Source organism: Streptomyces pseudogriseolus, assembly GCA_002154585.1.
GTDB classification, from domain to species: Bacteria; Actinomycetota; Actinomycetes; order Streptomycetales; family Streptomycetaceae; genus Streptomyces; species Streptomyces pseudogriseolus.
In genome coordinates, this window is sequence record MUNG01000092.1 from 1 (window position 1) to 23,112 (window position 23,112).

Annotated in this window: 26 protein-coding genes; 13 read left to right on the forward strand and 13 right to left on the reverse strand. The window is 72.1% G+C overall.

Annotated elements, in window-relative coordinates; all coding sequences use genetic code 11:
• Together CCN29_RS09630 and CCN29_RS09635 are read right to left on the reverse strand one after the other, a co-directional pair.
• On the reverse strand, positions 1-456 hold a 456-nt coding region (locus CCN29_RS09630), incomplete at its 3' end, for a DUF4396 domain-containing protein (RefSeq protein WP_086681000.1).
• A 114-nt stretch (positions 457-570) separates the two neighbouring features.
• The gene (locus tag CCN29_RS09635) at positions 571-1,449 is read right to left on the reverse strand and encodes an alpha/beta fold hydrolase (RefSeq protein WP_086681002.1); all 879 of its coding nucleotides are present in this window, start codon (positions 1,447-1,449) and stop codon (positions 571-573) included.
• Between the two features lie 149 nt (positions 1,450-1,598).
• On the opposite strand from CCN29_RS09635, the gene CCN29_RS09640 reads away from it, so the two are divergent.
• From CCN29_RS09640 to CCN29_RS09650, 3 genes are all read left to right on the forward strand, one after another.
• Positions 1,599-3,539 (forward strand): AfsR/SARP family transcriptional regulator, encoded by a 1,941-nt coding sequence (locus CCN29_RS09640; RefSeq protein ID WP_086681062.1) that lies wholly within the window; start codon positions 1,599-1,601, stop codon positions 3,537-3,539.
• A gap of 61 nt (positions 3,540-3,600) precedes the next feature.
• Positions 3,601-4,434: an alpha/beta fold hydrolase gene (locus tag CCN29_RS09645; RefSeq protein WP_086681004.1), complete on the forward strand. Its 834-nt coding sequence runs from the start codon at positions 3,601-3,603 to the stop codon at positions 4,432-4,434.
• A gap of 30 nt (positions 4,435-4,464) precedes the next feature.
• Positions 4,465-5,427 (forward strand): phosphotransferase family protein, encoded by a 963-nt coding sequence (locus CCN29_RS09650; RefSeq protein ID WP_442538291.1) that lies wholly within the window; start codon positions 4,465-4,467, stop codon positions 5,425-5,427.
• Positions 5,428-5,547: 120 nt separating this feature from the next.
• On the opposite strand, the gene CCN29_RS09655 is transcribed toward CCN29_RS09650, so the two are convergent.
• Genes CCN29_RS09655 through CCN29_RS09665 form a run of 3 tightly spaced genes read right to left on the reverse strand, consistent with a single transcriptional unit; the run spans position 5,548 to position 7,856 of the window.
• Positions 5,548-5,841: a DUF1330 domain-containing protein gene (locus CCN29_RS09655; protein ID WP_006133246.1), complete on the reverse strand. Its 294-nt coding sequence runs from the start codon at positions 5,839-5,841 to the stop codon at positions 5,548-5,550.
• 33 nt (positions 5,842-5,874) lie between these two features.
• The gene (locus tag CCN29_RS09660; protein WP_442538298.1) at positions 5,875-7,224 is read right to left on the reverse strand and encodes an MFS transporter; all 1,350 of its coding nucleotides are present in this window, start codon (positions 7,222-7,224) and stop codon (positions 5,875-5,877) included.
• A 47-nt stretch (positions 7,225-7,271) separates the two neighbouring features.
• The gene (locus CCN29_RS09665) at positions 7,272-7,856 is read right to left on the reverse strand and encodes a carboxymuconolactone decarboxylase family protein (RefSeq protein ID WP_442538292.1); all 585 of its coding nucleotides are present in this window, start codon (positions 7,854-7,856) and stop codon (positions 7,272-7,274) included.
• A 141-nt stretch (positions 7,857-7,997) separates the two neighbouring features.
• Here CCN29_RS09665 and CCN29_RS09670 point away from each other — a divergent pair, with 141 nt between their 5' ends.
• Positions 7,998-8,294, forward strand: a complete 297-nt coding sequence (locus CCN29_RS09670; RefSeq protein WP_006133243.1) for a winged helix-turn-helix transcriptional regulator — start codon at positions 7,998-8,000, stop codon at positions 8,292-8,294.
• Between the two features lie 442 nt (positions 8,295-8,736).
• Here CCN29_RS09670 and CCN29_RS09680 read toward each other — a convergent pair whose 3' ends face one another.
• Positions 8,737-9,132, reverse strand: a complete 396-nt coding sequence (locus tag CCN29_RS09680; RefSeq protein WP_086681066.1) for a DUF302 domain-containing protein — start codon at positions 9,130-9,132, stop codon at positions 8,737-8,739.
• Positions 9,133-9,311: 179 nt separating this feature from the next.
• Between CCN29_RS09680 and CCN29_RS09685 the strand changes: the two genes are divergently transcribed.
• The 4 genes from CCN29_RS09685 (at position 9,312) to CCN29_RS09700 (ending at position 12,530) form a co-directional block, all read left to right on the forward strand.
• Positions 9,312-10,676: an MBL fold metallo-hydrolase gene (locus CCN29_RS09685; protein ID WP_086681010.1), complete on the forward strand. Its 1,365-nt coding sequence runs from the start codon at positions 9,312-9,314 to the stop codon at positions 10,674-10,676.
• A 35-nt stretch (positions 10,677-10,711) separates the two neighbouring features.
• Positions 10,712-11,077 carry a rhodanese-like domain-containing protein gene (locus CCN29_RS09690; protein ID WP_442538293.1) on the forward strand — a complete coding sequence of 122 codons (366 nt, stop codon included), beginning with the start codon at positions 10,712-10,714 and terminating at the stop codon, positions 11,075-11,077.
• Entirely contained in the window at positions 11,074-11,817 is a 744-nt protein-coding gene (locus tag CCN29_RS09695) for a sulfite exporter TauE/SafE family protein (protein ID WP_086681015.1), read from the forward strand. Before CCN29_RS09690 ends, CCN29_RS09695 begins: the two co-directional genes overlap by 4 nt.
• A 137-nt stretch (positions 11,818-11,954) precedes the next feature.
• Positions 11,955-12,530: a rhodanese-like domain-containing protein gene (locus tag CCN29_RS09700; protein ID WP_086681017.1), complete on the forward strand. Its 576-nt coding sequence runs from the start codon at positions 11,955-11,957 to the stop codon at positions 12,528-12,530.
• 74 nt (positions 12,531-12,604) lie between these two features.
• On the opposite strand, the gene CCN29_RS09705 is transcribed toward CCN29_RS09700, so the two are convergent.
• The 6 genes from CCN29_RS09705 to CCN29_RS09735 all read right to left on the reverse strand — a co-directional run bounded on the left by CCN29_RS09705 (position 12,605) and on the right by CCN29_RS09735 (position 16,961).
• Positions 12,605-13,471 (reverse strand): cytochrome c biogenesis CcdA family protein, encoded by an 867-nt coding sequence (locus tag CCN29_RS09705; protein WP_086681019.1) that lies wholly within the window; start codon positions 13,469-13,471, stop codon positions 12,605-12,607.
• Positions 13,468-14,217 carry a DsbA family protein gene (locus CCN29_RS09710; RefSeq protein WP_086681021.1) on the reverse strand — a complete coding sequence of 250 codons (750 nt, stop codon included), beginning with the start codon at positions 14,215-14,217 and terminating at the stop codon, positions 13,468-13,470. The genes CCN29_RS09705 and CCN29_RS09710 overlap by 4 nt, the downstream gene beginning before the upstream one ends.
• 46 nt (positions 14,218-14,263) lie before the next feature.
• Complete coding sequence (locus CCN29_RS09715) at positions 14,264-14,758, reverse strand: hypothetical protein (RefSeq protein WP_086681023.1); 495 nt, start codon at positions 14,756-14,758, stop codon at positions 14,264-14,266.
• Between the two features lie 552 nt (positions 14,759-15,310).
• On the reverse strand, positions 15,311-15,592 hold the full coding sequence (locus tag CCN29_RS09725; RefSeq protein ID WP_010358257.1) for a metal-sensitive transcriptional regulator: 282 nt from the start codon (positions 15,590-15,592) through the stop codon (positions 15,311-15,313).
• Between the two features lie 205 nt (positions 15,593-15,797).
• Entirely contained in the window at positions 15,798-16,439 is a 642-nt protein-coding gene (locus CCN29_RS09730; protein WP_086681025.1) for a DUF305 domain-containing protein, read from the reverse strand.
• 120 nt (positions 16,440-16,559) lie between these two features.
• Positions 16,560-16,961: a DUF6153 family protein gene (locus CCN29_RS09735; protein ID WP_086681069.1), complete on the reverse strand. Its 402-nt coding sequence runs from the start codon at positions 16,959-16,961 to the stop codon at positions 16,560-16,562.
• A gap of 839 nt (positions 16,962-17,800) precedes the next feature.
• Here CCN29_RS09735 and CCN29_RS09740 point away from each other — a divergent pair.
• The 3 genes from CCN29_RS09740 (at position 17,801) to CCN29_RS09750 (ending at position 20,872) form a co-directional block, all read left to right on the forward strand.
• Positions 17,801-18,952, forward strand: a complete 1,152-nt coding sequence (locus tag CCN29_RS09740; protein WP_086681027.1) for a PLP-dependent cysteine synthase family protein — start codon at positions 17,801-17,803, stop codon at positions 18,950-18,952.
• On the forward strand, positions 18,949-20,205 hold the full coding sequence (locus CCN29_RS09745; protein ID WP_086681029.1) for an MFS transporter: 1,257 nt from the start codon (positions 18,949-18,951) through the stop codon (positions 20,203-20,205). The genes CCN29_RS09740 and CCN29_RS09745 overlap by 4 nt, the downstream gene beginning before the upstream one ends.
• A 316-nt stretch (positions 20,206-20,521) precedes the next feature.
• Positions 20,522-20,872 (forward strand): NADH-quinone oxidoreductase subunit A, encoded by a 351-nt coding sequence (locus tag CCN29_RS09750; protein WP_030871951.1) that lies wholly within the window; start codon positions 20,522-20,524, stop codon positions 20,870-20,872.
• A 365-nt stretch (positions 20,873-21,237) separates the two neighbouring features.
• Here CCN29_RS09750 and CCN29_RS35720 read toward each other — a convergent pair whose 3' ends face one another.
• Complete coding sequence (locus CCN29_RS35720) at positions 21,238-21,372, reverse strand: hypothetical protein (RefSeq protein ID WP_442538294.1); 135 nt, start codon at positions 21,370-21,372, stop codon at positions 21,238-21,240.
• A gap of 30 nt (positions 21,373-21,402) precedes the next feature.
• Here CCN29_RS35720 and CCN29_RS35725 point away from each other — a divergent pair, with 30 nt between their 5' ends.
• A complete protein-coding gene (locus CCN29_RS35725; RefSeq protein ID WP_442538295.1) occupies positions 21,403-22,176 on the forward strand; it encodes a hypothetical protein in 774 nt (257 codons plus the stop codon).
• Positions 22,169-23,098: an NADH-quinone oxidoreductase subunit H gene (locus tag CCN29_RS09760; protein ID WP_442538296.1), complete on the forward strand. Its 930-nt coding sequence runs from the start codon at positions 22,169-22,171 to the stop codon at positions 23,096-23,098. The genes CCN29_RS35725 and CCN29_RS09760 overlap by 8 nt, the downstream gene beginning before the upstream one ends.
• Positions 23,099-23,112 lie beyond the last annotated feature (14 nt).

Here is a 23,112-nt window from a genome sequence, read left to right on the forward strand (position 1 = left end):
GCCCCGGCCGATCATCCACTTGTTGACCGGCGTGGTGACCAGCAGGGCGACGGCGAAACCGCCGAGCAGGGCGTACCAGAACAGCCCCTCGGACAGCTGGGCGTCCATCGCCCCCGGGGTGAGCGCGATGACGGCGTTGTCGACCAGCTCCATCACCGCGATGGAGACGGTGTCGGCGGCCAGCGCGATCGTCACGGCGGCCTTCAAGGACACCTCGGCGCGCACGACGGCGAAGAGGGTGAAGGAGTAGCCGAAGACGAACGCGAGCCCGATGGCCAGGACCATGGTCGGGACGTTGCCCCACGCCAGGGACGTGCCGATGGCCATGCCGAGGATCTCGCCGACGGCACAGCCGAGCAGGCAGTGCAGCGTCGCCCGGACCGCCGTCGACCAGGTCGCGCCGGGCGGCGCGCCGTGCCCGGCGCCGGTGTGGTGGTGATGTGTGGCGTGGTCCATGAACCTCATCCCCCTTCGCTGCGTCACGGGGACGGTGCCGTCCCCACGCACACCCGGAACCATATACCCCCCTGGGGTATTCCCGTCAGGTGTGATTCCTCTCCGTCGGGCTCGTCACCGGGCCAACAGGTCCCGGATCGCCGCCGTCACCTCCTCGGGCGCCTCCTCGGCCATGAAGTGCCCGGCCTCGGTCAGCCGGTGGTCCAGGTCCGGCGCCCAGGCCCGCCACACCGCCGAGGCGTCGTAGCCCAGCCGGGCGCCCCAGTCCTGCTGGAGGACCGTCACCGACATGGTGAGCCGGGTACCCGCGTCCAGGTCGGCCCGGTCGTGCTCGATGTCGACGGTCGCGGAGGCCCGGTAGTCGGCGACGATCGACGGCACCGCCGCGCTGCTCGCCCGCAGGTACGCGGCCCGCACGTCCGGCGGCAGCGTGTCCGGTCCGCCCGCCCAGGCGTCGAGGAACGACCCGAAGAAGGCGTCCGCGCTCCCCGCGATCATCGTCTCCGGAAGCCCGGGCGGCTGCGCCATCAGATACAGGTGGAAGGCGACCGCCGCGGAGACGCCGTGCAGCACGTCCCACATGTCCAGCGTCGGCACGACGTCGAGGATGCCGAGGTGGGTGACGGTCCCCGGGTGGTCGAGCCCGGCCCGGAAGGCGACGAGGGCTCCCCGGTCGTGCCCGACGAAGGCGAAACGGTCGTGACCGAGCGCGGCGGCCAGCGCCACGACGTCGGCCGCCATGGTGCGCTTGGCGTAGACGCCGGAGCTGTCGGCGGCCGGCTTGTCGCTGGCGCCGTAACCGCGCAGGTCGGGGCAGATCACGGTGTGCCGCTCGGCGAGCCGCTCGGCGACGTGCCGCCACATGAGGTGGGTCTGCGGGAACCCGTGCAGCAGCACGACGGGGCTGCCGTGCCCGCCGACGGCCGCCGCCAGCTCGACGCCGTCCACGCCGGGCAGCCGGAGGTACTCGAAGCCGGGAAGGGTGGGTGTCATGGGGTGGTGCGCCCTTTTCTTCGGGGGTGGTGGATACCGGAGCAGCGTGGGGCACGTCGATGAGCAACGGATCAGTACGCCCGACCGGGGGCTCGGTACGCCCGGCTCGGTACGCCGGAGTGGGGGCGCGCACCCGCAGGATGGACACCATGCGCATCGACGTCCTCGGCGCCGTCCGGGCCTTCCGCGACGACGGCAGTCCCGTCCCCCTCGGCGGGCCCCGCCACCGTGAGGTCCTCGGGCGTCTCGTCGCCGCCGAGGGGCGGATGGTCACCACCGAGACGCTCGTCGACGACCTGTGGGCCGATCAGCCGCCGGCCCGCGCCGTCGGCGCCCTGCGCACGTTCGTCGCCGCGCTGCGCCGTGCCCTCGAACCCGGCCGGCCGCCCCGCACCCCGTCCGGCGTCCTGGTCACCGAGGGTCCCGGCTACGCCCTGCGCGTGCCGCGCGAGGACGTCGACGTGCACCGCTTCCAGGACGTCCTGGCCCGCGCCCGGCGCACCCCCGGCGAGGTGACCGCGCTCGGTGAGGCGCTCGCGGCCTGGCGTGGCCCCGCCTACGCCGACGTGACCGGCTCCGCCTGGGCGGAACGCGAGCGGGTCCGGCTGGAGGAGCTGCGGGCGGAGGCCGTCGAGCTGCGCGCCCGCCTCCTCCTCGACCGGGGCGAGGGCTCCGGCCTGGTCACCGACCTGCGCGAGCACGTCGCCGGGCACCCGTGGCGCGAGCCCGCCTGGACGCTCCTCGCCCGCGCCCTGCACCACGCGGGCCGTCGCGCCGACGCGCTGGAAACCCTCCGCCGCGCCCGTACGGCCCTGGCCGACCAGCTCGGACTCGACCCGGGCGCCGACCTGCTGCGCCTGGAGACCGACATCCTGGGCGGGGCGGCCCTGTCCGCCGCCCCGGCCGCCACCTGGACCGGCCCCGGCGTCCCGCTGGGCCCGCGCACCACCGTGGACCTGGCCCGCACCCTCGCCCTGGCGGGCGGCGACGCGCTGGTCCGCTCCCGCAGCGACCGCCTCGCCGCGATCACGGCGGCGGAACGCACCGGTGACCTCGCCCTCACCGCCCGGATCATCGGCGCGTACGACGTGCCGGCCCTGTGGAGCCGGGCCGACGACCCCGCGCAGTCCCGGGCGGTCGTCGAGGCCGCCGTCCGTACCCTCGCCGCGCTCGGTCCCCACGCCCCCGCCGACCTGACCGTGCGCCTGCTGGCGACGGTCGCGGTCGAGAGCCGCAGCGCAGGACTCACCCCGCCGGAGCGTGACCGGGCCCGGGACGCGGCTCGCCAAGCGGAGGCGCTGGCCCGGGACCTGGGCGATCCCGCCCTGCTGGCGTTCGCCCTCAACGGGGTGTTCCTGCAGTCCTTCACGCGCCCCGGGCTCGCGGCGGCACGCGACCGCACCGGCGCCGAGATCCTCGACCTGGCCACCGCGCACGACCTGCCCGCCTTCGCCGTGCTGGGCCGTCTCGTACGCCTCCAGTCCGCCTCCGCCCTCGGCGACCTGGACACGGCGTCCGCGCACGCGGAGGCCGCCGAACGGCTCGCCGCCGCCACCGAGGCGCCCCTCGTGCCCCTCCTCACGGCGTGGTTCCGGGCCCGGGTCGCGGCGGCCCGCAGCACCGAGCCGGGCGGACCGTCCCCCGCCACGGTCGCCGCGCACTACCGCACCGCCGACGAGGCCCTCCGCACGGCGGGCATGCCGGGCCTGCACCGCGGACTGCTCCCGCTCGCGCTGCTGGGCCTGCGTCTGCTGCACGGCCGGCCCGCGCCCGCCGACCCCCGCCTGGACTGGGGCCCGTACCGCCCCTGGACGGAACCCCTCCTCCTGCTCGACCAGGGCCGCGAGGCCCAGGCCCGCACCGCGCTCACCGCGGCCCCCGCACCACCGCCCGACCACACCCAGGAGGCGCTGTGGTGCCTGACCGCCCGCGCCGCCGTTCGCCTGGGCGACCAGGACACCGCGGCCCGCGCCGCGACGGCCCTCCGCGACGCGCGCACCGAACATGCGGGCGCCGCCTCCGGCCTGCTGACCCTGGGCCCGGTGGCGACGTACCTGGAGGAGGCGGAGAGGTGCGCGGACACGCGGTGACCCCGCCTCCGGCGGCACGCGGGCCGTTGCACGCGGCGGACCCGGCCGACAGGATGTCTCCGTGTCCGCACCGCCTTCGGCCTTCGACCGTGCCTACGAGGAACTCCGCGCCCGATGGCCCGAGTTCACGGAGGAGCGTGACGTGGCCACTCCGTACGGGCCCACCCGGGTGCATGTGCACGGCCCGGCGGACGGCAGCCCTCTCGTGCTGCTGCCGGGCGGCTCCGCGACCGGCCTGGTGTGGTTCGCCAACGCCCCGGCGCTCGGCCGGCGGTTCCGGGTGCACGCGGTGGACCTGCTGGGCGACGCCGGCCGCACCGAACGCCGGGGCACCCCGCTGAAGGGCGCCGACGACCTCACGGCCTGGCTGGACGCGTTGCTCGACGGACTCGGGCTGACCCGTACGCACCTGTGCGGCCACTCCTACGGCGCCTGGCTGGCCACCCGGTACGCCCTGCACGCACCGCAGCGGATCGACCGGCTGGCCCTGGTGGACCCCACCCAGGTGTTCGCGGGTTTCCGCCCCGGCTACCTCCTGCGGGCGCTGCCCTCCGTGCTCCGCCCGAGCGAGTCCCGCGCCCGCGCCTTCCTGTCCTGGGAGACGGGAGACCGCCCCCTGGACGAGACCTGGCAGCGCCTCTACGCCCTCGCCACCACTGTCCCCGGCCGCAAGCTGGTCGTCGGCGGACGCCCCCGGGCCGCCGAACTCCGCATGCCGGTGCTGGTCCTGCTCGCCGGGCACAGCCGCACGCACGACGCGGCCAAGGTCGCCGCGAAGGCCCGCCGGTCCCTGCCGCGGGCCGAGGTGACGATCCTCCCCGAAGCCACCCACCACTCGCTCCCGCTCGCCGAGCCGGAGAAGTTGAACGACCACCTGCTCCGTTTCCTCGGCTGACCGTCACCTCGCGCCCGTATGCTGCCCCGCATGGGGGCCACGACCGAGGACGCGACCGAACACTCCTGGTCCGCGACCCGCGCCTGGGTGGAGAAGACCCTGTCCGCGGGGGAACGCATCGAGCGGGTGGACCGCCTGCGCGGCGGCTGGACCTCCGCGATGCGCGGCCTGCACATCACCGGCCCGGACGGTCCCCGCTCCCTGGTACTGCGCTCCTTCGTGAAGCCGTTCTTCGTACGGCACGCCGAGGGCCTGCTGAACCGCGAGGCGGACATCCTGCGCCTGCTCGCCGCCACGGACGTCCCGGCGGCCACGCTCGTCGCGGTGGACGCGACCGCCCGGCACTGCGACCACCCGTCCCTGCTGATGACCCGGCTCCCGGGAGCCGTCCGCCTGCACGACGAGGGCGCGGGGATCCGGGCCGACGAGCTGGCCCGCCTCCTCGTCAGCGTCCACCGCCTCCGGGTGCCCGCGCCTCGCCGTCCGCGCCGGTACCAGGCGTGGGCCTCCCCGGACCACGTGACGCCGCCCGCGACCACCCGTCGCCCCGAACTGTGGCGCAGGGCCGCCGACGTGATCCGCCGTGAACCTCCGCCCTACGAGGGCCGCTTCCTGCACCGGGACTTCCACCCGGGCAACGTCCTCCTCACCGGCCCCGACGACGCCCCGCGGGTCAGCGGTGTCGTCGACTGGGTGGAGACGTCCTGGGGACCGGCCGACCTGGACGTCGCCCACTGCGCGACCGCCCTCGCCCTGCTGCACGGCGCCCCCGTCGGCATGGACTTCGCCGACCGCTACACCACCGCCGGCGGCACCCTCACCCCGGACCCCCGGTCCCACCTCTACTGGCGCTGCCTGGACACCCTGGGCTACGGCGACGCGGAGAAGGTCGCGGCCCCCTGGCGCGCCCTCGGCCGCACCGACCTGACCCCGGAGGTCCTCACCAGCCGCCTGGAGGACTACCTGGACGCCTTGTTCACCCGGTACGGCTGAATCAGGCCCACCTCAACACCCTCGGCTCACGGCCACACCGGGCGTTCTCGACGGGCCCCGTACGGCGATCAGGTCGACGAGGCTCGCGGTTGTCATCGGCGACTCCTGTGTGGGGTTGCGTCAGTCGAGGCCCTCGACGATGCGGAAGTCGCGCTCCACGCCGTCGGCGAGGGCGGCCAGCGCCTCCTGGTAGGCCGCGCTCTCGCGTGCCGCGACGGCCTGCTCGAAGCTGTCGAACTCGACGAGGACCGTGCGTTCGGCGATGCCGGCGTCGTACGCCTTCACCCGGCCGCCGCGGACGAGGGTCCGGGCGCCCCAGGGGCGGAGGGCCGAACGGGCCAGTTCGTTGTAGGCGGCCAGCTTCTCGGGGTCCGCGATGGTGCGGTAGACGCTGACCCAGTAGCCCTTGGGCATGGAACCTCCAGTGTGGCAATGAGTGGATCCGACTTACGGGTTGGTCCTGGACGGGCGGCGGCGGGCGAGAGCGAGGCTGGTCAGCGCCGTGATCGCCATGGCGCCGATGCCGGCCAGCGCCGCGGTGGTGTAGGCGCTGTCGTCCGGGACGAGGCGGCCGGGGCCGGTGCCCGCGGCGAGGGTCAGGCCGCCGGTGGCGCTGCCCAGGGAGTAACCGACGCTGCGGACGACGAAGTTGAAGCTCATGGCGCTCGAGGTCTCGCTCTTGGGTGTGACGGCCAGGATGACGCCGGGCATCGCGGCCGAGAAGCCGCCGACGCCGAAGCCGAGCACGCCCATCGCCACGAACAGTTCGGCCAGGTCCGACCGGGCCGCCGCGAACAGGGCGAACCCGCCGCCGACCACGACCGCGCTGCCGGCGAGGAGCAGGGGGTCGGCGATCCGTTTCCGAACCCGGGGTGTGAGCTTGCCGGCGACGAACCCGAGCACCGAGAAGGGGATGAGGACCAGCCCGGCGACGAAGGTCGTCAGCCCGAAGCCGTAGCCGGCGCCCTGCGGCGTCTGCGCGTACCGGGTGATGAGCGTGAGCAGGAGGTACATGCCGACACCGCCGACGAACGTGGCGAGGTTCGCCCCGGCGACCGCCGGGTGCCGCACCGCCCGTACGTCCACCAGGGGCGTCGTGCTGCGCAGCTCGACCACGGCCCAGACGCGGAGCAGTACCCCCGCGACGACGGCCAGGCCCGCCGCCACGGCGAGGTGCCGGCTCCACAGACTCCGTTCGCCGGCGAGGAACAGCACCAGGAACAGCGCGGCGGCCAGGACGGCCGCGCCTGCCACGTCCACGCGGGCGGAGCGGCCTTCGGGAGCTTCGGGTATGGAGCGCCACGCGGTCAGGAGGGCGGCGGCGGTGACGACCAGGCCGAGGCCGTACGCGGCCCGTACCCCGCCGAGTTCGGCGAGCAGTGCGGCCAGTGGGTAACCGACGCCGACCCCCATGATGGAGACCACCGAGATCAGGGCGATCACGGCCGCGCCGCGCTCCTCGGGGAGATGGTCCCGGGCCACGCCCATCATCAGCGCCGTCAGTCCCAGCCCGACGCCCTGGGCCGCCCTGCCGGCAAGCAGCCACGCGAACGGCAGCGGCAGCACGGTGAGCGCGCTGCCCGCGACGACGACCGCCAGCGTGACGAGGATCGTGGCCCGCCGGTGGGGGCCGGCGCCGAGCCGGCCCAGGACCGGCGTGGCGACGGCACCGCTGAGCAGCGCGACGGTCAGTGTCCACTGCGCGCTGCCCAGCGAGACGTGGAACGTGGTCGCCACGCTGGTGATGAGCGGTGCCCCGATGCTGCCGACCGCCGCCACGACCAGAGCGATGCACATCAGCGAGGGGACCAGCAGCCGCGCCTCGGAGCGCTCCCGGGCGCTGCTCACCGGTCGGTCGTGGTCGTCGCGGGAAGGAGGCCGGCGAAGCGAGGCGCGCCGGGCTCGTACGGCAGGCGCGTGGCGCGCGCGGCGAAGCTGACGGCGTGGTACCAGCCGCACAGCAGCAGCAGATCGAGCAGCTGGAGCTCGTCGAAGACCGACGCGAGTCGTGTCCACAGCGCGTCGTCGATGTCGGAACGCTCGTGCAGCGCGTCCACGGCGAGGATGAGCAGCCGCTCCCGCTCGGCCGTCCAGCACGCGTCGGCGGGGCCGCCGTGCACCAGGGACGCCGCCTGCTCGCGCGTGAGCTCGACCCGCTCCGCGAACGTCATCATGTGCACACCCCACTCGTACTCGCAGCCGCACAGCGCGCACGTCCGGTCGATGACGATCTCGCGCTCCCTCAGGGACAGGGTCAGCCGGCGGCCCAGCTCGTAGCGCCCCCACCCGTGCATCGCGCCGGCCATCGGGAGGTTCCTGGCGAACATCCGGAACAGACCGATCGGCGGCGCGTCCCCGGGCATCATGCGCGCGAGGAGCGTGCGGGCCTCGTCGGTGTACGGCGGTTGGAGCAGAGCTATGCGCGGCATCGGAGCTCCCGTCGAGGTTGTTTCGGAAAACGAAACGCGCATGCCGGATGCTAGTGTTTCGGATAACGAAACACAAGGAGGGTCATGCCGACACCGCGCCCAGGAACACCGGTCCGTGGATCGACGACCGGCCGTCCGATCATGGCCGCGATGGACCTCTTCGGCCGCCGGTGGGCGCTGCGCATTCTCTGGGAGCTGCGTTCCGGACCGCTCGGTGCCCGCGCCCTGCTGGCCCGGTGCGAAGGACTGTCCTCCAGCGTCCTCTACCAGCGGCTCCGCGAACTCACGGCCAACGGGATCATCGCCGCCTCGGCCGACGGCTACGAGCTCACGCCCCTGGGCGCGGCACTCCGCGACGCCCTGCAACCGCTCGACGCATGGGCGACCACCTGGGCGGAGACGCAGGAGCGGAACGACCGGATTTCCGCGGAGGCGTAGGGGAGTTGGTGGTGGGAGGGAGAAGGGCGAGGCCCTGAGACCCCGCCCCGCTCAGGGAACCTCAGCTCACGGCCACACCAAGCAGTACGGCTGATGCCCCGCCTCATGCAGCCGGTGCGAGAAGTCCTGCCACTCGTGCAGCGATTGAACGCGGCGGTGCGCTGACCTGGCACTTCTGGGGAAAGTGTGCGTTGACCTGCGAAAACTGCCTTCGGCACTTCTCACGGGTCAACGCCGTTTCCCAGGCTCATGTGCCCTGGATGTGCCCTCGGGCTGGACCGGCTGGCCCGTGTGCTCGCCGCGGATCGAGGTCCCCGACGACCTCGTGGGGCTGGATGGCTGCGTCGACGGGATCCTGGTGCACCGGCTGCTGCGCCGACACGACGTGCTGCCCGGCACGAACGCCGATCGGACCGCCTCCCGGCCGCCGGACAGGGAGAGGTCAGAGGGCGGCCAGGGCGTTGAGTGCGGCGTCGAGTCGGGCAGTGGCTTCGTCGGCGACGGGCTTGAGGGTGTCCAGACCGGTGAGGGTGACCATGGTGCCCGGGTCGAGAGCCTGGACGAGCATCTGGTCACCGTCGCGGCGTACGACCACGTTGCAGGGAAGCAGTAGGCCGATGGAGCGGTCGGCCTCCAGGGCCCGGTGCGCGAGCGGCGGGTTGCAGGCGCCCAGGATCAGGTAGTCCTCCATGTCGTGGTCGAGCTTCGCCTTGAGGGTGGCCGCCACGTCGATCTCCGTGAGGATGCCGAATCCCTGGTCGGCCAGGGCCTTGCGTACGGCAGTGACGGCGGTGTCGAAGTCGGTGGCGGCCAGGCGGACGGTGCGGTCGTAGGACACGGACACTCCCGGATGGTGCGGAACGATTGATTCCTCTATACCCCGGCGGGTACCCGCCGGGCGCGAGACGACGCCTTGAGCGGGGTGGTTTCCATGCATGAAATACCCCCCCAGGTATAGCTGTTATGGTGAGCGTCAGATACCCCCCGGGGTAAACCGTCTGAGAGGAGTCGTGAGCCGTGTTCTTCGTTGACACCCTGGAGTTCGAGGGTCTGGGCAACCGGAGCTACCTGGCCGGGGGGCCCCATGCCGCGGTGGTCGTCGACCCGCCGCGCGACATCGACCAGGTCATCGCCGCGGCGGCCCACCGCGGGGTGCGTATCGCCTTCGTGGCCGAGACCCACGTACACAACGACTACGTCACCGGCGGCCTGGAGCTGGCCCGCGTCACCGGCGCCCAGTACCTGGTTCCGGCCGGGGCACAGGTGTCCTTCGACCGCACCCCTGTTGCCGACGGCGACACCGTGACGGTGGACGAGGGCTTGGTGCTGAGGGCGATCGCCACTCCCGGGCACACCCCGCACCACACCTCCTACGCCCTCACCGAGGACGGACGCGGTGTGGCGGCGTTCACCGGAGGGTCGCTGCTCATCGGCACCGTCGGTCGCCCCGATCTGGTCGAGCCGCGACTGACCGAGCGACTGGCCCGAGCCCAGTACGCCTCCGCCCACCGCCTGGCCGACGAGCTGGACGACGAGGTGCCGGTGCTGCCCACCCACGGGTTCGGCAGCTTCTGTTCCTCATCCCAGGCCGAAGGGGACGCGACCACGATCGGCAAGGAGCGCGAGACGAACGACGCGCTGACCCTGGACGTGGACACCTTTGTCGCCCGGATGCTCGACGGCCTGGACGACGTACCCGCCTACTACGCGCACATGGGCCCGGCCAACGCCGCGGGCCCCGCACCGGTCGACCTCACCCCGCCCGCGCGTGCGGACGCGGAGGAGATCGCCTCCCGGCTGGCGGCGGGCGAGTGGGTGGTGGACCTGCGCAGCCGTATGGCCTTCGCCGAGGGGCACGTGGCCGGGTCGTTCAACTTCGAGGGTGCGGGCAAGCTCGCCACCTACCTGGCCTGGCTGATCCCGTGGGGCAAGCCGGTCAGCCTGCTGGCCGAGAGCCCGGAGCAGATCGCCGATGCGCAGCGGGAGCTTGCGCGGGTGGGCATCGACCGTCCGGCCGCCGCCGCCACCGGCGACCCGGCCGGCTGGGTCCGTGAGGGTGAGCAGCTCGCTTCCTTCCCGCGTGCCCGTTTCGCCGATCTCGCCGAGGTCCGTGAGCGCGGCGACGAGGTGGTCGTGCTGGACGTGCGCCGGGACTCGGAGTGTGCGGGCGGCTACATCGAGGGCTCGGTCCACATCCCGATCCACGAGCTGCACGGCCGTATCGGCGAGGTGCCGGAGGGGACGGTGTGGGTGCACTGCGCCGGCGGGATGCGCGCGGCGATCGCCGCCTCCCTGCTGGATGCCGTCGGACGCGAGGTGGTCGCCGTCGACGACGGCTTCGACGCGGCGACGGATGTCGGGCTGTGCCTGGTCTCCGGCTGATACAGACCGTTCCCTAGCAAGGAAGGAAGCGCGTGATGTTCCTCTTTCGCCGAGCCGGGGCACGCGTCACGGTCGACGAGGCGCGCAGCCGCACCAGCGGCGATCAGCCCGACGCCGTCCTGCTGGACGTGCGTGAGAAGCCCGAATGGACCGCGGGCCACGCTCCGGGCGCCGTGCACGTACCGTTGACGAAACTGATCGCAGGCGCCACCCTGCCCGCCCAGGCGCAGGGGCGACCGCTGGTGGTGATCTGCCGCAGCGGGCACCGCTCCCAGCAGGCGGCCAAGCTCCTCGCCGAACGCGGAGCGCAGGCGGTGGACGTTGAAGGCGGCATGAACGCGTGGGCCGCTGCCGGGCACCCGGTCGTCGACGAACGCGGGAACAGCGGCCGGATAGCGTGACCGTACTTGTTCTCGCCCTCATCGCCGGGGCCGTCGTCGGCCTGGCCCTTGGAGCCCTCGGCGGTGGCGGCAGCGTTCTTGCCGTGCCGGCGCTGATCTACCTGCTCGGCTTCACACCGGCCGCCGCCACCACCGCCAGTCTGATCATCGTCACCGCCACCTCCGTCACGGCCCTGTACGCCCACACCCGCGACGGGAACGTGGCATGGAAGACAGGGGCGCTGTTCGCCGCGGCGGGCATCGTCCCCGCCTTCCTCGCGGGGGCCGTCGCCGGGAGCCTGCCCGAAGCGGTACTGACGTCGGCGTTCGCGGTCATCGCCGCGCTGGCGGCCCTGCGCATGCTGCGCCCGTCCGCGTCCGAGCCGCTGGACCGGATCCGTCCCGGCAAGGCGGCCGGCGCCGGTGCCGGACTCGGTGCCGTGACGGGCTTCCTGGGAGTCGGCGGGGGATTCCTCGCCGTGCCCGCCCTGGTGAGCGTCCTGGGACTGGCCATGCGGCGGGCGGTGGGCACCAGCCTGCTCGTCATCACGGTCAACTCACTCGCCGCGCTCGCCGCTCGCACCGGCACCGGTGGCGGGCTCCACTGGGAGATCATCGGGCCCTTCACCGGAGCCGCGATCCTCGGCGCCTGGGACGGCAAACGCCTCGCGACGAAGATCTCCGGCACCACCCTTCAGAAAATCTTCGCCGGCGTACTGCTGGCGGTGGCGGCATTCATGCTCGTCGACGTGATCGTCTGAACACGAAGGCCGTCAACAGCCCAGAAGCAGGGACCGGGAGGGCTTCTCCGGTCGGCGCGCATCTCAGGACCGCCTGCGGCCCGGCTCCCGTCAGATCAAGCTCCACCACAACTTCCGCACCCGTAAGGACATCTGCCATGACCACACCCACGGCCCTCGCCACCGACGAGGCGCGCACCCGACTGCACGAACTGACCGTCATCGACGTGCGTACCCCCGGCGAATACGCCGGCGGTCACCTCCCCGGCGCGCTCAACATCCCCCTCGACCAGATCCAGCGCGCGCTGCCCGACATCCGGCACGCCGCCGACCGCGGTGACGTCCTGGTCGTCTGCGCCTCGGGCGCCCGCTCCGAGAACGCCGGCAGGATCCTCGCCGAGAACGGCGTCCGGGCCGCCACCTTGTCAGGAGGCACCGGCGCCTGGGCGGCCGACGGCCACGAGCTGCACCGCCCGCAGGGCGCCTCACGTGCCACCTGGGGCATGGAACGGCAGGTGAGGCTCACGGCAGGAGCGATCGTGCTGCTCGGCCTGCTGCTCGGGCTCGTCGTCCACCCCGCCTTCCAGCTGCTCTCCGCCGGCATCGCGGGCGGTCTGGTCTTCTCCGCCCTGACCAACACCTGCGGCATGGCCGCCCTGCTCGCCAAGCTGCCCCACAACCGTCCCCGCGCCGCCGACCTCGACAACACGCTGGCCGCACTGCGCAACCGATGAGCCACGCGAGAAAGGGGAGGGATCCTGAACCGGACCCCTCCCTTTTTGCCTGCCAGGCATGCGGCCAAAGCGCGCTACCCGTGCGCGGACGTCTCCTCTTCCGGTGACGGCTGCGGATCCCCCCTTCTCAACGTGCGAAGCAGCACCACCAGTGCCGCCAGCGCCGCCACAGCGGCCGTGATCAGCACAATCAGCCGGTCGGACACCGCTGCGCCGAGGTCGGACAACCGCTCTTCCAGGGCGAACTCGGTATCGGTGCTCAACACCGACGGCAGCGCGGACGTGCCGTCGAAGGCGAGGAAAGCCGCACCGAGCGCGATGAACAGCACGCCGCCGACGACCGAGGTGCTGTGCAGGGCCACCGGACCCACCCGGAAGACCCGCCCTCGCAGCCAGCGCTTGCGGCCCAGATCGAAACGGTCCCACAACAACGCCAGCACGAACATCGGAACCGCCATCCCCAAGGCGTAGACGGCGAGCAGCATCCCGCCGTGCAGAGGGTCGCCGTCCACGGCCGCCACGGTCAGGATGCCTCCGAGGATCGGCCCCGCACAGAACCCCGCCAGCCCGTACACCGCGCCCAGCGCGAACACCGACAGCACCGAGCCCGAACGGCGTCCGCCCGCGGCCTGCGCCATCCGGCGGGAGCCGAAGCCCAACCCGGCGATCTGGGCCACGCCCAGCGCAATGACCGTCCATCCGCCCGCTGTCACCAGGGTGTCCCGATGTCCATAGAAGAGCCGGCTGGCGAACGAGCCGGCCACGCCGAGCGGCACGAGTGTCGTGCACAGACCGAGGTAGAAAAGGCCGGTGCACGCCACCAGTCGGGTGCGACTGGTGAAGGAGTAGGCGAAGAAGGCAGGCAGCAACAGTGCGCTGCACGGGCTGAGCAGAGCGAGCAGACCGCCGAGGAACGCCACCGCCAGTCCGGCCTCGCTCATCGCCCGGCCGCCTTCGCCGCGGCCTCGACGGCTTCCTTGAAGGTGGCCGTGGGCTGGGCCCCCAGGATCGGCCGGCCGTTGACCAGAAACGCCGGAGTGCTGGTCACACCGAGGTTGTAGCCCTCCTCCTGGTCCTTCTGCACGGCGCTGCGGGCCTTGCCGGATGCCATGTCCGCCTGGAACCGTTCGATGTCGGTGATTCCGGCCTCACGGGCCATGTCGATGAGGTTCTCGGCGCTGAACTCACCGGCGTTGCGTTCGCGCGGCTTGCTGTAGGCGACGTCGTGGAACTCCCAGAACTTCTTCTGCTGCCCGGCCGCCCAGCCGGCGAGCGCGGCCTGTTCCGACTCCTCGCCGAAGACGGGAAAGTTGCGCCATTCGATGCGCAGGACGCCCTTGTCGACGTACGAGCGCAGCAGTTCGGGTTCGGTCTTGCGGGCGAACCGGCCACAGAACGGGCACTGGAAGTCGGAGTACTCGATCATCACCACCGGGGCGTCCGCCCGTCCGACGGCCATGGCATCGGAGGGATCGCGGCGAGCAAGAGCGTGCAGGCTCTCGTCGGCGGGCGCCGGGGCGGCGGACTCGCTGACGACGGCGGATTCGCCCGCTGCCTCGTTGCGGCCCCCGGAGCCGTCCAGCGTGAGGGCGAAGGCCCCGGCCACCGCGGCGGTGGCGAGGACCGCGGCGGCCGCGATGGCGCGCCTGCGGGTGCGGCGGGACGAAGACGGTGTGGATGCAGTCATGGAACACCTCAGATGTGAGGGAGAAGGGGCAGAACCGGGCCGCAGATCAGGCAGAAGCCGTGACCGGGCACGCGGTCTGGGAGGACAGGCGGCGCAGCGCGGCTTCCGCCAGCAGTCCCGCCGACACGACAGCCAGCAGTGGCTGCAGGGGAGCCCAGTAGCTCAAGGCTCCGGAAGCTCCGAGGAGCAAGAGGACAAGCTTGTTGCAGACCGGGCAGCCGACGGCGAAGAAGGACAGCGCGCCGCCGACCACTCCCAGACGGCCGCCGTTGTGGGTCTTGGGCCCCGAGGGGGCAGCGGGTTGACGCACATAGGTGGTCAGGACGATGCCTGCCAGTACGGCCGTGACGGCGAGAGCCGGGTAGTTCCACCACTGCACGGGGACCGACCGGCCGAACAGCGGATTGGGCACCACGTCGGTGGGGGCGCCGACCAGGATCGCTGTGGCCAGGGCACCGAGGCCCGCCACAGTCCACTGCCGGGTCCGCCAACCACGCAGTGCTGCACCCGCCCGACTCCATGAGCGCGGGGAAGAAGGCATGCTGAAAAGCTCCGTTTCCAAGGATTCAGGGACACGACCAACAGGCCGGTCTAAATCCGCAGAACGGAGTGAAGTGTCGTTGGCGGCGGTGGAGCCGGGCCGCCCGACAGCATCCCGGAGAGCTGTGAATGGGATGGCGTAGAGGCAGTATGAAGGGCTGCGGGACCGGGGCACGAAACCGTCGGCGCCACACTTTCTGCTCGCTGCGCGCTGTGATCGACGAGCACCTTCTTGCCGCATGGCGCCGCCGTCCCGCCGGACCCCTCAGAGGCGGTAGGTGCATGCACATGCTGCGCGGCGGACGGGGGCGTGCCGGGCCCGCCACGCTCCGCGTGTCCAAAGACGCACAACAGCGCCACCACGGCTACGAGCAGAGCCAGCACACCGCGGAAGCCGACGTGTGTCGGCCTCGGTGCCACTGCTCGCTTCATCATCGATCCCGCGTCCGCTCGGAGACTCAGCCACCATAGGACACCCGCACGGCTCCGTACCCTCGCCGGGCCGGGCGGGCGGAGACTCAGGCGGGTGAGCCGGATGCCGCGCTACCCAAGCTCAGGCCAGAGAGAGGAACAACTTCTCCAGTCGGGTACGCATCTGCTCCCGATCGCCGGAAGCGGCCATGTCCGCGTCGGTCAGGCAGTGCTGCAGACCGGTGGCGATGATCGCGAAACCGGCCTTGTCCAGAGCCCGGGACGCCGCGGCGAGCTGGGTGACGACGTCCTCGCAGTCCCGTCCCTCCTCGATCATCTTGATCACACCGGCGATCTGGCCCTGTGCCCGGCGCAGCCGGTTGACCACCGTCTTCAGTTCCTCAGCCGCCATCGCCAGTTCCACAACCCACACTCCTTCGAGATACCCCCTTGGGTATCTTACAGAAGGGACAACCCCGACCGGGCAAGGTCCCCGCGGCACCCACTGCCGTCACTGGTGATCAGGCCAACGCCCGCCTGTACGGCCGGCCGGTGAGGCCGGAAGGACGTGAGGGTGGGGGGCGGTGCGGGTGGACGCCTCGGCGTCCGCCCCGCACCGACGTGAGCGATCAGCCCTTGCCGAGCAGTCCGTTCATCTGCTCGATCTCCGCGCTCTGTGAACTGATGATCTCGCCGGCCATCTTGGTGGCCGGTCCGTAGGCGCCATCGGCCTGCTCGGTCTTCGCCATCTCGACCGCGCCCTCGTGATGCTTGATCATCATCTGCATGAAGGCGGTGTCGAACGCCTTGCCCGAGGTGTTCTCGAGTTCGGTCATCTCCTCGGCCGTCATCATGCCGCCCATGTCATGCATGGAGTGGTCCATGGCACCCTCGGCGGGCACTTCCTCGCCCCAGGAGGTCAGCCACCCGGAGAGCGTCTTGATCTCCGGGTCCTGGGCCTTCTTGATGTCTGCGGCGAGCTTTTTCACCTCGGCCGACTGCGCGCGGTCGGGCGCGAGGTCGGCCATTTCGACGGCCTGGCGGTGGTGGGGGATCATCCCCTTCGCGAAGGCGACGTCGGCGGCGTTGTGCTGCCCCTGCGACGACGATGCCGACGCCGGGGCGGACGAGGAGGTGGTGGCGTTGTGGCCGTTGTGTCCGGCCGGGCTGTCGCCGTCGCCGTTGCCGCCGCAGGCGGCCAGGACGAGTGCTGCCGCACCCGCGGCAGCAACGGCGGCGGTACGGCGGACGAGGGAACGCTTGCGGATCATGGTGGTGCAACTCCTTGGCGCGCCGTCGTCGGCGCGCGGTGGGAAGAGATGTCAGGGCGTGCTGAAGCACGGCACCCGTCACCGGAAGACACCGGCTACAGGAGTACCGAGCGAGCCGCTCTATATCCGCAGGAGTTGCAGTTCGGAAAGATCGGGTGGGGCCCGGCCGTCATGCGGTGACCTGGAGAACGTCGCAGCGGGCGCAGGGGCGGGCGCCGCGTCCGGCAGGGCGCCGGTCAGAGCGGGCGGCGTGTACGCCGAACCCGTGCCGGCAGCCGCACATGTCCCGTCGGCGTGATCGAGATGGCTCGACCCGCCATCCCTGTGCGTACATCCCCCGTCCGCGTGCGGAACGCCGTCCGCCGCGGCCATCACCATGTCGTGGCCTGCGCCCTTCTGCGCAGCCGACGCCGCCCCGGGGGCGAGGCCATGCATGCCCAGCACGCCGGCCAGCACCGCCATCACCAGCAGCACGAACAGCCGCCCGGCAGGGCGGCTGCTTGATTGGGGGCTCCTGGTCACGGCACCCATCGTACGGGCCCCTCGTGTAAGCGGCAGGTGTGACGGCGCGATCGGGGGGCTGTCCCTGCCGGCGTCTCCGGGCACGCCCCTCGCCCAGGTGGCGAGGGGACTCACCCGATCCGGTGATCGGCAGCACTCGTATGTGCCGTGAAGCCGAGGCCGCCTTGAGCCACATATGCAGACGTCCCAGCCGCGCCAGACCTGGAGAGCGCGTCACCAGGACCTCAGTGTGGCCGGTCGGCATGCAACGACCGCACGCACACAAGCCGTTACATTCCGTATTGATGTCTGTCTGGTCGGTACTGCCGTGTACTCGGCCCGTGGCGCGCACCGCGGCGCCGCTGGTCGTGCTGCTTGCTGTGCTGGTGCATCTGCTGGCCTGCGCGCATGGACCGGCCACGACCGGGATGGCACGGGCAGAAACCGCTCACAGCGCAGGAGCGTTCCGTGGGCACGCACCGGAACCGGCCGACGCGGAGACCGCACTGCTGCAGAGCGCGCCGACGCATGATCACCAGCCGCAGTGTTGTGATCTGGACGAACCCACGGTGCAGCCCTCGCGCGACATTCCCCTTGCCGATGGCCCAGCCCTCCATGTCCTCCGCGTTGAACACCCCTGCACCCAGCCGTCGGCCCCACGGGCCGGCGAGCACCCATCGGCCCGCCGGCCAAGTAGCTCGTCCACGGGGCATACGCGGTCCCGTCTCGGCGTGTGGCGGACCTGATCGACCAAGTCCCGCGGCCCTTCGCCCGGCTGCGGCCCACCAGTCGATCACCTCCACCTCCCTCTACAAGCGGCCTGTCGCTATTCACGGCGCCGGCCGCCGGAGAACCACGCCATGAAACACCTGACCTGCACGTCTGTCCTGGCTGCGCCGACGCAGCCGCTCCCCGAAGCCAAGCGCCCGACGTACACTCCCGCCGGCCTGGTCGGCAACACACCCGTCCTCCACATCGGAGCTCCCTTCACCACCCCGGGGCGCGGCTTCTGGGCCAAGATCGAGGGCCACAACCCGGGCGGCATCAAGGACCGCACCGCACTGCACATGGTGCGAGCCGCCCGCGAGCGCGGACAGCTCCTGCCCGGCGCCCGCATCGTCGAGTCCTCCTCCGGCACGCTCGGTCTCGGCCTGGCTCTCGCCGGCGCGACCTACGGTCATCCGGTCACCGTCGTCACCGATCCGGGCATGGAGCCCTTGATGACGGGACTCCTCACGGCATACGGGGCCGTCGTGGACGTCGTCGACACCCCGCTCGCCTGTGGAGGCTGGCAGGGCGCACGTCGTCAGCGCGTCGAAGAACTCCTCGCTGTCCATCCCGACGCCTGGTGCCCTGATCAGTACAACAACCCGGAGAACGTGGCCGCGTATGCTCCGCTCGCCCACGAACTCGTCGCCCAGCTCGCCCGGATCGACACGCTTGTCGTGTCCGTCGGCACGGGCGGCCACTCCGCCGGGATCGCCTCCGTACTGCGTGGGTTCTTCCCCCGCCTGCGGGTCGTGGGGGTGGACACCTGCGGCTCGACCATCTTCGGACAGCCCGCGGCACCCCGTCTGATGCGGGGTCTGGGCAGCAGCATCCATCCGCGCAACGTCGCCTACGACCTGTTCGACGAGGTCCACTGGGTCGCCGCGCCGGAAGCGGTGTGGTCGGCACGCAGGCTGGCCCGTGACCACTACGCCACCGGGGGCTGGAGCGTCGGCGCGGTCGCGCTCGTCGCCCGGTGGGCGGCGCACACCCTGCCGGCCGAGAACCGGATCGTCGCGATCTTCCCCGACGGCCCGCAGCGCTACGTCGGCACGGTCTTCGACGACGCCTACTGCCGTGAGCACGGCCTGCTCGACGACCCATCCGCCGGCGAACCCGAGGAAGTCGTCCGTCCGGAGGACCGGGTGGTGACCCGCTGGACGCGCTGCACCCACGTCACCGATCCCCTGGCTCCCGCCGGCGCACAGGATGTGGGAGACAGGACGGTAGGAGTCGCGCGATGAAGCACCTGTGGCAGCAGTCCCGCTCGTTCCCCGCCCCGATCCGGCTCTTGATGGCCAACCAGTTCGCCATCAACCTCGCCTTCTACATGCTGATGCCCTACCTGGCGGCTCACCTGGCCGGCGGGCTCGGGCTGGCGGCCTGGGCCGTCGGACTCGTCCTGGGCGTCCGCAACTTCTCCCAGCAGGGCATGTTCCTCATCGGAGGCACGATCGCCGACCGTTACGGCTACAAGGCCCCGATCATGGCGGGCTGCCTGCTCCGCACCGTCGGCTTCGGCATGCTCGGCTGGGTCGACAACCTGCCCGCCCTTTTCGCTGCTTCGGCGGCCACCGGCTTCGCAGGTGCCCTGTTCAATCCCGCCGTACGCGCCTACCTCGCGGCCGAGGCCGGCGAGCGGCGGGTGGACGCCTTCGCGACCTTCAACGTCTACTACCAGGCCGGCATGCTTCTCGGCCCCCTGGTGGGCCTGGCTCTGCTGGCCGCCGACTTCCGGCTCGTCTGCACGGTCGCAGCCGCGATCTTCACCCTGCTGACCGTCCTGCAGTGGTGTGCCCTGCCCGCCCGCCGTGGCGACGTCCCCGGCGCCACGCCGGGCAACGTCCTGACGCAGTGGCGCACGGTCGTGGCCAACCGGCCCTTTCTCCTCTTCGCCCTCGCGATGATCGGCTCCTACGTCCTCACCTTCCAGGTCTACCTGGCGCTGCCTCTGGCTGCGGCCGACGTCCTCGGTGCGCAGGGCACCTGGGCGACCAGCGGACTCTTCGTCATCTCCGCCGCGGTCGCCGTGATCGGGCAACTCCGGCTCACTGGCTGGGCGAAGCGACGCTGGACCCCCGCTCAGGCCCTCGTCCGCGGACTCACCGCCATGGGAATGGCCTTCGTGCCGCTCGCACTCGCACCACCCGAAGCTCCCGCCGCCGTACTCACCGCACTGGTCCTGGCCGTGGCTCTCCTGGCCGTCGGCGGCGTCATCGTTTATCCGTTCGAAATGGACACCGTCGTCACGCTCTCGGGCAACCGGCTCGTGGCAACCCACTACGGGCTGTACAACACCGTTTCGGGCCTCGGCATCACCCTCGGCAACCTCGTCACCGGAGTCTTGTGGGACTTCGCCGCCCGCGCGGACGCCTTCTGGCTGACGTGGTGTTTCCTGGCCGCGACCGGACTGGCCTGCGCGGCGTCCGTCGCCGCCCTGGAACGTAGCGGGCGCCTGATCGCGCGGACAGCGGAGGCGCCGCTTGCCCCCGCATGACGCGCCGGCACACCCGCGGGGCACCGATGGACTCGGTCGCCTCGCGGGGCGTGCGCGCGTCGGGCACCGTGGCTGTAGCACTCGACACCGGGTGACTGGGCGTGCCGACTGCCGTCTCCGGGTCTACGCCCTGTTGCGACTCGTGCCCCTCGGGACTGCGTATGCCTCCCCGGGGTACCCCCACGCTTCCGGCACGGGCGGGAACGGAGCGGCAGATGTGTACGACGCCGAGTGCGCGCGGGAGAGCGCCTGCCAACGGGCGTCCCGGCGCGCGGATGACGGGGCGTGAGACGGGCCTCCCGGGTGGTGGCATCCGGTGAGCGGCTTCACTGCCGCACTGTCCTTGCTGGGCCTGGCTCTTCTGGCGGTGGCCGGAGCGTACGGAGCGGCCTGGGCGCTGCGGATCTCCTCCGATCCGCTGCCCGCTCAGCCGTTCGGGTCGGGACTGGAGCCGGCGGAACACGCGGTCAGCCGTTTCCACGTGCGCTGGTACACGGTGACGATGCTCTTCCTCGCCTTCGACATGGAGATGGTCTTCATGTACCCGTGGACGCTCGTGATCTCCGCGATGGGGCCCAGCGCGGTGATCGAGATGTTCGTCTTCCTTGCCGTCCTGCTCACCGGTGTGGTCTACGCATGGCGGGAAGGAGCGCTGCGGTGGGCCTGACCGCCGTACTGATCCGCGCGGCGGCCCTGCGGCCACGGGTCCTGCTGGTGACCATGCCGGGCGGTACCGGGGTGCGCCTCGCCGCCGAGACGGAGCTGCGGTCGCGGGACTGGCCGTCGGCGCCGACCCCGGCTGGAGCCGACCTGATGCTGGTGGCAGGTCCGGACTGCTCCCGGCTCGGCCCGGCGCTGGACAGGCTGTGGCAGGACATGCCCCGGCCGTGTGTGCGCGTGCGGGCGGTGACGGCGGACGAAGTGGCGCCGGTTCTCGACGCCGGTCGCACCCGGCTCGGTGCACCGGGCGGAGAGCCCGGCGAGCCCGACGGCAGCGTGGGGATGAACGGGCACGGATCCGCTGAGCCAGAGTCAGCGGGAAGGCCGGACGGAGAACCCGCGCGGGCCCATCGGGAGGAGCAGACAGAGGGAGAGCACGACGTTCGCGGCGTCACGGGTCACGAGGAAGGCGAGCACGACCATGACGGTCATCCCGGTCACGGTCATGGCGACATGGAGATGCCGGGCGGACTGGCCATGGCTGAGCCGGGGGAGGACCGCGACGGTCTGACGCTGGACCGCCTGCACGTGGCGTTGGGCCCGTTTCTGGCCGACTGGCCCGCCGGGCTGACCATCCGTGTGGTGCTTCAGGGCGACGTCATCCAACGGGCCGACCTCGACGAGCCGGCGGTCGGCAGGCCGGGCGACCCCTTCTGGAGCCGGCCGTGGATCCGAGCCGCCTCGGGTGAGCCGGTGGGCGTGGGGGAGGCCGCTCGGCTGCGGGCGGCGGCGCACCTGGACAGTCTGGGCCGACTGCTGTCGGTGGCGGGCTGGCCCGCCGAGGCGGTGACGGCCCGGCGACTGCGCGACGATCTGCTGGACGGGGCGCCCGCCTCCGCGGTCCTGCCACGCGTGGAGCGCTTCGCCCGGCGGGTCGGTCGGTCACGGACCCTGTACTGGCTGACGCGAGGCATCGGCCCGCTCAGCGCGGTCGACGCCCGGGCCGCCGGTGTCACCGGCCCCGCCGTACGGGCGGCAGGCGGAGACGTACCGGCCCGCTACCGACAGTGGCTCACCGATGCCGTGGGCGACGTACGGCGGATGAACGCGACTGCCCGCCTCGATCCGGTGGCGCAGGAGAGCCCGCGCGGCCGGTGGGACGCCGAACGCCCGCCGTCGGCCGCCCTGGCGACGCTGCTTCCCCGCCTGCTGGTGGGAGCCGAGTTGGGCGCGGCCCGTCTCGTCGTCGCCAGCCTCGACCCGGACCCGGACGAACTCGCCGTCGGCCGGCTGGAGGCGGCCGGTGGCTGAGACGGGGACGTGGTGGGCGCTGCTGGTCGCGCCGGCGATGCTGCTCGGCTTCGCGGCGGCGGCCTTGGCAGCCGACGCGGCACTGGATGCCCGGAACGCGGGCCGCCCGATCACCGTCAGCACCGTCGTTCGGCCGTTTCTCGCCGTGCCGCGTGCGGTGTTGGCGCAGCCCCGGCGGTTGCCTGCGTCGGACCGGTTGCTGTGGCGGGCGGGCGTGATCACCGTGCCGGTGGCCGCGGTGCTGTCCACGCTGGTCATCCCCTTCGGGGACCACGTTGTCGCCGACCTGTCGGTCGGAGTGGTGTGGTTCAACGCCATGGAGGTGCTGACCTGGGCCGGGCTGTGGTTGGCCGGCTGGGGTCCGAACGCCGCGTTCTCCCTGGTCGGCGGCTACCGCTTCCTCGCCCAGGGCCTGGCCTACGAGCTGCCGCTGATGTTCGCGCTGATCTCGGCGGCCACGGGCGCCCAGTCCCTGCGGGTGACCGACATCGCCGGCGCCCAGCACGGCCTGTGGTACGCGGTGTGGATGCCGTTCGCCTTCGTCGTCTATCTGGCGGGCGTGCTGGCCTTCAGCTTTCTGGGCCCGTTCGCGTATCCGGCCGGACGCGACGTCGCCGAGGGCGTACTGGGGGAGACGAGCGGGGTGGACCGGCTGCTGCTGGAGGCCGGACGGTGGCTGTGGCTGGCGGCGGGGGCGGCGATGGCGGTGCCGCTGTTCCTGGGCGGCGGCGCCGGGCCGGGGCTGCCGCCGTGGGCGTGGTCATTGGTCAAGACGCTGCTCGTACTGGCGGCTCTGGTGTGGACGCTGCGGCGGCTGCCCATGGTGCGCGCCGACCGGTACGTGGAACTGGCCTGGGTGGTGCTCCTCCCCCTGTCCGTCCTTCAGACCCTGGTCCCGGCCTTGACCGATCTCAGCCTCTAGGAAAGGAGCGCGGC